The following is a 7,669-nucleotide window of genomic DNA, read 5'->3' as shown; positions in this document are numbered from 1 at the left end:
TGATGATGCACGGGGTCGCCAAACTGCCCCGCATCAACCCGGGAACCGCTCTCAACAACCCCCAGCTGCAGGGCGTCATGTCGGAAGCCGAGCGCCAACGCTTCAGCGGTCTGCCGCCCAAGGAGTTGTGGAATCTGGAGCACAAGTATGACGCCCCCATCGAGGCCTGTTTCGGACCGGATCGCTTTGAGCTGAGCGCGCCGATGTCGGGGCTGGTGATCTTGAATTGGCGGCGCGACCAGGAGCCGATGACAACCCAGCGGGTGGCATTGGCCGACCGGACCGACCTCCTGCCGGCCTTCATGAAGCCGGCCGGCCTGTTTTTTCTGCCGGATGATGCCTGCCGGATGCCGGAGCCGACCCAAGCCGGTTACCTCGATCTGCTTTCTTCCTGTCCGGTATGGGAGTTCAGCGGCGGTATCGATTTTGAGGCGGCCACCCGGGCCTGCCTGGACCTTTGGCAGCAACGCCCCTAAACACGCCCGCAATGGCCCCAGGGCGGCCGATTTGACGCCGCCGGCATGAGATGAAAATCGAGATCACACGATCGATCAATCTACCGGACCCTGCGCGCCTCGAGCTTTACCGGCGCTGCCCCGAACTTGCGCCCCGCATTCTTTTCTTCACCGGCGGCACCGCCCTGCGAAAAGTCAGCGAGGAGCTGATTTACTACACCCACAACTCCATCCACATCATCACCCCCGTGGATTCCGGGGGCAGTTCGGCCAAGCTGCGGGATGCTTTCCACATGCCGGCTATCGGCGACATTCGCAATCGCTTGATGGCGCTGGCGGATCGCAGCCTGACCGGCAACCCGGAGATTTTTAAACTCTTTTCCTGCCGATTTCCCAAAGATGCATCCCGCGCTGAGCTTCGCGAGGAATTGGCAGGCATGGCGGAGGGGCATCACCCGCTGATAAAACGCATACCGGACCCCATGCGCAAAATCATCCGACAGTATCTCTACAGTTTTTTACAGCACATGCCGGCTGATTTTGACCTGTGCGGGGCGAGCATCGGCAATCTTGTGCTTGCCAGCGGCTACCTGGACAACCGGCGCCATCTGGACCCGGTGATTTATGTCTTCTCCAAGCTTGCCAATGTGCGCGGCGTTGTGCGCCCCGTTACAAGCCGGGCTCTTCATCTGATAGCCGAGCTGGAAAACGGTGTTGTCCTGGCGGGCCAACATCTTCTAACCGGAAAAGAGGTGCCCCCCATTTCCGCCATGGTTCAGCGGGTATACTTGAGTGAGTCGCGCACGAACCCGCAACCGGCGGTGGTCTCCCTCAGGGAAAAGATGAGCAATTGGATCGCGGATGCCGATCTGATCTGCTACCCCATGGGGAGCTTCTACTCCAGCCTCATCGCCAACCTTCTGCCGGAGGGTGTCGGCACGGCGATTCAGGGCAATCATTGCCCAAAGGTGTTCATTCCCAACACGGGAATTGACCCGGAATTGTTCGGCCTGGATTTGGCAGGGCAGGTGGATCGTCTGTTGAACTACCTTCGCAAGGACGATCCTGAGGCGATAAAACCGCGGGATGTGCTGAATTTTATCCTGGTTGATGAACGCAGCGGCCATTACAACGGCCGGCTGAACCCATTGCAGCTGGAGAAGCACGGCATCAAGGTGATCAACTGCCGCCTGGTTACTATGCGCAGCGCGCCATATATTGACGAAAAACTGCTGGTCCCCATTCTTCTTTCACTGGCCTGAGGCCGGCCCGCGGACTTGACGGTGGGGCCGCAAGAACCGCGGGGCCGCTCCAGCTATGCACTGATAAACCGGCCCTTTCAAGGTAGTAATCTTACTTTTTTCTATTCCAGTATTTTCGCAGTAGAAACATGGGGTTTGTTTTTTTGTCTTATCCGTTTTGGCCATGGTGATAATCATCCCCGGATATACGGCGGAGCACCCGGAAAAATCCGATTTTTTGATGAAATGCGAACGCGGTCAGGGCGAACTCTGTTTCCCTCCAACATAGGAATGAAAAACGCAGCGATACGCCTCCGCTTTCTTTTAGTTCCCGGACTGCTTCATTGGAGGCACCGACCAGTTTGCGATCCAAAAAGCTCCATTTTCCGCCAAGTTCAAGGAAAGCGATGGGGCACCGATGGCAACATGACCGTCGCGGCTTTTCCCGGCGCGGGATGAATCATCACTTTTCGGAGTGCGGTGGCTATAGGATTTTCAGATAGCGATTGATAAAGGCCCCAACGACGGCGCCGACGAGCACCGAAACAACCGATAGCATAATTTTCGGCCACGATCGAGACGGCGCAGTAGCGCTGGATTGTCGAACCGGTTGTCCGACCGCAACCGTCGGGTCGGCCGCGGCATCTTTCAGCTGACGTCTTTTGGCCATGTTTCCTCCTCAGGGCAGTTTTAGGACGAAGTCACAAAGAGCGGTTATCTCCTCTGCCGCCGCACTCGAAGGCGCGAATTGCAGCACCGAGAGGCCGGCCGTCATCGCCTCGACATAGGCGATGCGTTGCGAAATTTCCACCGGCACAATATCCAGGCCGTAGACGTCGACCGCCTCCCGGGCCTCGCGCCCGATGCGCGTGCCGGGTATTTTTCTGCAGATAAGAACTTTGGCCTTGCTGCGAAGGCGTTTGTTACGGCTTTTTTCGAGCAAGGCGAGAATTTGCTTGCTCGACCAAAGGTCAAGGGCACTTGGACCCACCGGAATGAGAACGAGGTCGGCGGCGTCCAGCACACTGACGGTAATGTCGCCCAGGGCGGGGGGCGCGTCAACCACGACATAGTCGTATTTTGACGCGCGTTTGCGGAAGCGCTGGCCGTCGAACTGCTGAACCGGCCGCTCGACGCTGAGAAAGGCGTGGTTTTGAATGGAATGCCACTGCAGTACACTGCCTTGGGGGTCGCAGTCGACCAGTAGGACGGAAAAATCCCGCAGTGCCAACCCGCAGGCCAAATTGACGGCAACCGTGGTTTTTCCGACGCCGCCCTTCTGATTGACCAGGCTGATGACCATTTAAAGCCCCTTATGCTTGTAACATGGGCGTAATCGACGGGTTTTTCCCGCATCCCGGGCCATCACGCCGCGACTCCCTTGGCTTTTAGGATAAAAGCATGGTGGGCCCAAAACCAATCGGGCGCGCACAACTCCGATGGTTGCTGTCTGGGAAGGTCAAGCGGGATCCACAGGGCTTCGGTGCTCTTTTACCCGATAGTAAAGACTCCCTTCTTTGTCAAGCTCGGATTTCTCGACTTCCGGAGTCTTTTTTCCCGGGACAGGATCGAGGAAAACGGGCGGGGCGACAGCGCTCGACGGTGTCACCCCGCCCACCGGTTCGGATCGTTACTTCAGCCCCATGCAGTTGGCGTAATAGGTGACGGTGGCGGGCCAGTCGGAGAAGATGCCCAGGATGCCGACATCCCAGGCCAGCACGTCAAGAACGGTAAGCATGTCCCCGTCCCTCTGGATCACGCCTGGGAGGGTTTGATAATACCACCCGCCGCCGCTCTCGAGGGGGCCGGATCGCTCAAGGGTCCAGGTGATGATGTCGAGTCCGGCCTTCCGGGCATCCAGGGCTTAGGTGGAGGGTGCGATACGACTGCCGTCAACTGTTAGAAGGGCCCACATCGGCGGCCCCACGATCTTGATGCCCTCATCCGCATAGGTTTGGAGCTCGGAAAACGACGGCAGTTCGTCCGGAGTGTTGGCGTCGTCCAGATACACGGCCCGCTTGCCGTACCAGGGCGTATTTTTTATCCAGTAATGCACATCTTCGATGTTGAAGGACTGCGGAAAAACGTTGCGCGGGTGAACCCGGGCGGCCTTGTACTCGTCGATCATCTGCTGAGCATAGATTTCCTGGGTGTAATCGCCTTCAAAAGGCATCTCCACACTGGGGCTTTTCAGCTCCGGCGTCATCTTCACGCCAAGTTCCTTGAAAAGCGCGATGCTCTCTGCGTGGGTCATCAGGGTGCCGCAGCTGGCATACAGGTCGGTGCGCCAATTGGGGGTGCCCCCCAGGTATTCTTCTACGGTTGTGGCATAGGGGTTGGCGGCGTCCATCTTGCCGCGCAGGGTTTTGAACTCCGCCAGCGTGATGTCGCTGGTGCAGCACTTGGCGGATGCCGGCTTGACAAGTGTTCCGTCCGAATCGAATTCGGCCGGCGTGAAGGGTTCGGAACATTTCTCGGCCAATTCTGTCTCCAGGATATTGGTCGTGGTGTGCAAATCGCACTGGGAGTGGCGGCAAACCAGCTCCCGGTCGCTGGTGAAGGTCACGTCGCACTCCAGGATGCCGGCCCCCATGCGCGCGGCCGCCTCGTAGGATTCCTTGGTGTGCTCGGGAAACTGGAGGGCGGCACCGCGGTGGCCGATCGAAAAATCGGTTTTTTCAAACGGGCCGTCGGCGCATGCCGCCAGCCTGCGCTTGAGCCACCCCTCCTCCATGTTCTGGACGAGGAAATAGGGCCGCGGGCCGAGTTGAACGTCGGGGGCCTTTTCTCTCCAGCACGGCCATCGATGGTCACCGCCCCATTTGTCTTCGGCTGCAGCCGTTGCCGCTGAAAAACGAACCCGATCAGAAGAACCAGGAGCAGACCAAAAGACCTCGCCCCTTTTTTCCGTGGCATTTGCATACACATTGGTTGTTTCTCCTTTTTTCGAATTGGGGTTGATTTCCGTTTTAGGCCGGCTGAAATGCCGGGGAAAACCCGTTCGTATGGGGTATCACCTCCCTTCGGGCCTCATCGGGGCCGCTCTGGTGGTAAAGCCGAAGGCCATATCCGCTTTGGGGTTCGCCCCGCCGGTGCGATGGGCTGAAGAGGCGTTGGCCGAATACGCCTCTTGGGGCTTCGTCGCCGGCACACGGGCAGCCGAACTATGGCGCATTGACAAATGTGATGCGACCCTCACCGTCCGGCTGGTAACGCGGATCCCCCGCCGGGATGGTGGGCAGCCCCAGAACTGGAAAACTCAACAAATATTCCACCCAGGCTTGCTCGTAGGTTGCCGGGAACTGCAACTGGTTGGGGTTCTCCGCGAGCCACGGGTAGTTGTCGCCGCCGGCGGCGGTAAAGCTGTTGGTGACGATGGCGACGTTGGGAGCTCCGGATACCACGACCCCTTCGGCGATCATTTCGGTCCCGTCGAGCAGTTCTGCGCTCACCACGCGTTCGCCCGGTGTCGTCACCGTGCCGTCGCTGGCGATGACCTGCGCGGTTCGTGAGAGATCGTATACGACCCGTAATCCGCCGATCTGCAGGAACTGGCCACCACCGATGCTGCTGGCCGCGCGTTCCAGGATCTGCTTGAGATCTTCCGGGGTCACATCCTGCACCACGGTGACCGAATTGGTCAAAAAGGCCAGCACGTTGAGAGTGTTGTCACGGGTGATCGTGCCGGGCACTGCTCCGCCCACCGGCAGGACATCGCCGGCGTTCTGCCGGATGCCGCCGCCGTTCTGAACCGCGATGACCGTGTCGTCGCGCGCGGGCAGGCCGTTGATGGGGGCCAGTTGGTCGTAGTTGTACAGATAGGCGTCGGCGACAAGATTGCCGGTGTTCGTCTCACGTCCGCGTGAGCCAGCTCGCGAGACATCGAGTGGTACTTCGGTGCCGATGATCGGTTTCTGCAATTCTTCCAAGCAAGCTTCAACCGGTTCGATGACATCTTCGACGATGGCCGGATCGGGTTCCACGGCGTCGGTTATTCCCAGCTGGGCTGCGGCGTCGCTCTTCGGGATGACCCGCCGCGGAAATGTCTGGTGGTTGACGATTTCGCTGATCTGACCCTTCCCGTCGAACACGGCCACGATCCGGCCCAGGTATTTGTAGTTGCCGCCGGTGGTGACGATATAGACCGTGTTGCCCTCGGCATCCCGCGTCTGGATGGGATAGTCACCTTCGATGGGGGCTGACTCACCCGGAAGAAGCTGGTCTTCCAGCGGCACGTCCGGGTTGACCAGCAGCTCGTCGCCCCCGCCGCCGACCAGCAGGTCCACGCCGCGCAGCTGGACGGCGAGTTCGATATCGGTGTCGATATCCTGCAAGTGGCTGACGAAGATGATGCGCCGGATGTGATAGGGCGCCGCCATCAGCCGATCGACTTCGGCCTGCACCACGGCCGCGGTGCTCTCGAGATCATCACTGGTCACCAGGACGTCCCGCGGCGATGAAATGGTCGGCAGGGCCGGCGTGGTGGCGCCGACGATACCGAACCGCTGCCCGGTGACCTTGTCGGTGATGATAGCCGAGCGCGCCACCACCTGCCCGTCGGTGCTGTGACCCGCCAGCAAACCGTCGCCCTTGATCAAATCGCTGAAGCCGGGTTCGGCGCTGAAGTCCAGATTTGCGCTCAGGAAGGGCTGATTGAGGACCCCGTTAACCTCGAAGCTGCGGATGAACCTCTCCATGAAGTCGGGCCCAAAATCGAACTCGTGGTTGCCGAAAATGTGGGCATCATAAGGGATTTTGCGCTGCGCGATGGCATCGTAGACCGGGGTGTCCGGCGGATTGGGCGGCAGGCTGCAGGCCAGCGTCGCACTGGCCAGGAAGGCGTCGCCGGCGTAAACGTTGACCACCGAATGACCGGCTGCGCGGGCCTCCCGGATCTGCCGGTCGGTGAGGGTTTTGAAAGCCGCGATCCCGCCGATCGGCAATGGGGTGCCGTTCGCGTCGTTTACAAGCGGCAGCAGCGAGGACTCGCCGTCGTTGTTGTGCAGCAGGGACAGGGTGACCCCATCATTCTGGCTGCCGGCCTGATAGATTGTCACGGTGCCGCTGACCTCATTGGCCACCAGCAGCAGTGCCCTGCGGGTCGGGCTTTGGTAACGGGGAATGAACACCAGGACTTCCGGCCCGCTGTCGGGCGCCGGCGGATCGAGGGAGAAGGCGCGGTTGTTGGTGTACTGGACAAACTGCGGATCGTAGGGATCGGTGATGTCGTAGATCATCACGCCGCCGACCCTTTCCAGGCCGATGAACGCATAGGTGCGCCCGTCGATACGGCCCACCGTAACGCCTTCGGGCTCGGGCCCCTTGTTGTCGCTGCGGCTGTCGAAGGTGTTTTCGTCGTTGTCGGAGTTGAAGAAGGTCGGGTTGACGGCGGCAACGATCTGCTCGAAGTGGTCGCCACTGTCGTAGACCAGCTCGCCGTCGGCGGTCCAGATGGAAAAGGATCTTGCACCGAAAGCCCAGAGCTCCTCGAAGAACCCGTCGCCGTCCAGGTCCCCGTTCTTGTTGGTGACGGTCAGGCGCCCGAGGTTTTCATCTTCCTGCAAGTCATCGGCATCGGGGAAAAGGACCGGATCCAAGACAAGGTCCTTGATCCTCGACTCCTCTTCATCCCTGGCGTCACCCTCGTTGGCCGAAACGATATAGGTTCTGCCGTTGGATCGAAAGGCAGCCACGGCATCCGGCTGGTACATTCCGAACACCGGCCAGCTTTGGATGTTGATCAGACCGTCCCTGTCGCTGGCGTCCAGGCCGTCGGCGCTGATGCCGTGGTCCTTGAGGCCCAACCCGCGGACCCACCGGAAGCGGGCGCGCTGGACATCCAGCAGGGCGATGGCGTTGTTTTCCTGAAGCGACACCCAGGCAAAGCGCGAATCGTCGGAGACGGTGATGTATTCTGGCTCGAGATCCTGATAGGGCTTGACGGAAGCATCGATAATGCGAACGCCCCGGGCC

At 60.0% G+C, this 7,669-nt stretch carries 6 protein-coding genes; 2 read left to right on the top strand and 4 right to left on the bottom strand.

The window, feature by feature from the left end:
• Together LJE63_00530 and LJE63_00525 are read left to right on the top strand one after the other, a co-directional pair.
• Nucleotides 1–476 (top strand): HprK-related kinase B (locus LJE63_00530; protein ID MCG6905077.1); only part of this gene is annotated, 476 nt, incomplete at its 5' end.
• Nucleotides 477–526: 50 nt separating this feature from the next.
• Entirely contained in the window at nucleotides 527–1,717 is a 1,191-nt protein-coding gene (locus tag LJE63_00525) for a GAK system CofD-like protein (protein ID MCG6905076.1), read from the top strand.
• A gap of 463 nt (nucleotides 1,718–2,180) precedes the next feature.
• Here LJE63_00525 and LJE63_00520 read toward each other — a convergent pair whose 3' ends face one another.
• From LJE63_00520 to LJE63_00505, 4 genes are all read right to left on the bottom strand, one after another.
• Nucleotides 2,181–2,366: a hypothetical protein gene (locus tag LJE63_00520; GenBank protein ID MCG6905075.1), complete on the bottom strand. Its 186-nt coding sequence runs from the start codon at nucleotides 2,364–2,366 to the stop codon at nucleotides 2,181–2,183.
• Nucleotides 2,367–2,375: 9 nt separating this feature from the next.
• Nucleotides 2,376–2,999 (bottom strand): AAA family ATPase, encoded by a 624-nt coding sequence (locus LJE63_00515; protein MCG6905074.1) that lies wholly within the window; start codon nucleotides 2,997–2,999, stop codon nucleotides 2,376–2,378.
• Nucleotides 3,000–3,560: 561 nt separating this feature from the next.
• On the bottom strand, nucleotides 3,561–4,430 hold the full coding sequence (locus LJE63_00510) for a hypothetical protein (GenBank protein MCG6905073.1): 870 nt from the start codon (nucleotides 4,428–4,430) through the stop codon (nucleotides 3,561–3,563).
• Between the two features lie 430 nt (nucleotides 4,431–4,860).
• The coding region (locus LJE63_00505) for a choice-of-anchor I family protein (GenBank protein ID MCG6905072.1) at nucleotides 4,861–7,669 on the bottom strand (2,809 nt) is incomplete at its 5' end.

The sequence above is a fragment of the Desulfobacteraceae bacterium genome (assembly GCA_022340425.1).
Taxonomy (GTDB): domain Bacteria; phylum Desulfobacterota; class Desulfobacteria; order Desulfobacterales; family JAABRJ01; genus JAABRJ01.
Note: the sequence above shows the minus strand (reverse complement) of the source record. Positions and strands in the feature narration are given on the sequence as shown.

Coding starts and splice junctions, on each gene's coding strand:
- LJE63_00525 (MCG6905076.1), top strand. CDS start 527: ATGAAAATCGAGATCACACGATCGATCAATCTACCGGACCCTGCGCGC.
- LJE63_00520 (MCG6905075.1), bottom strand. CDS start 2,366: ATGGCCAAAAGACGTCAGCTGAAAGATGCCGCGGCCGACCCGACGGTT.
- LJE63_00515 (MCG6905074.1), bottom strand. CDS start 2,999: ATGGTCATCAGCCTGGTCAATCAGAAGGGCGGCGTCGGAAAAACCACG.
- LJE63_00510 (MCG6905073.1), bottom strand. CDS start 4,430: ATGGAGGAGGGGTGGCTCAAGCGCAGGCTGGCGGCATGCGCCGACGGC.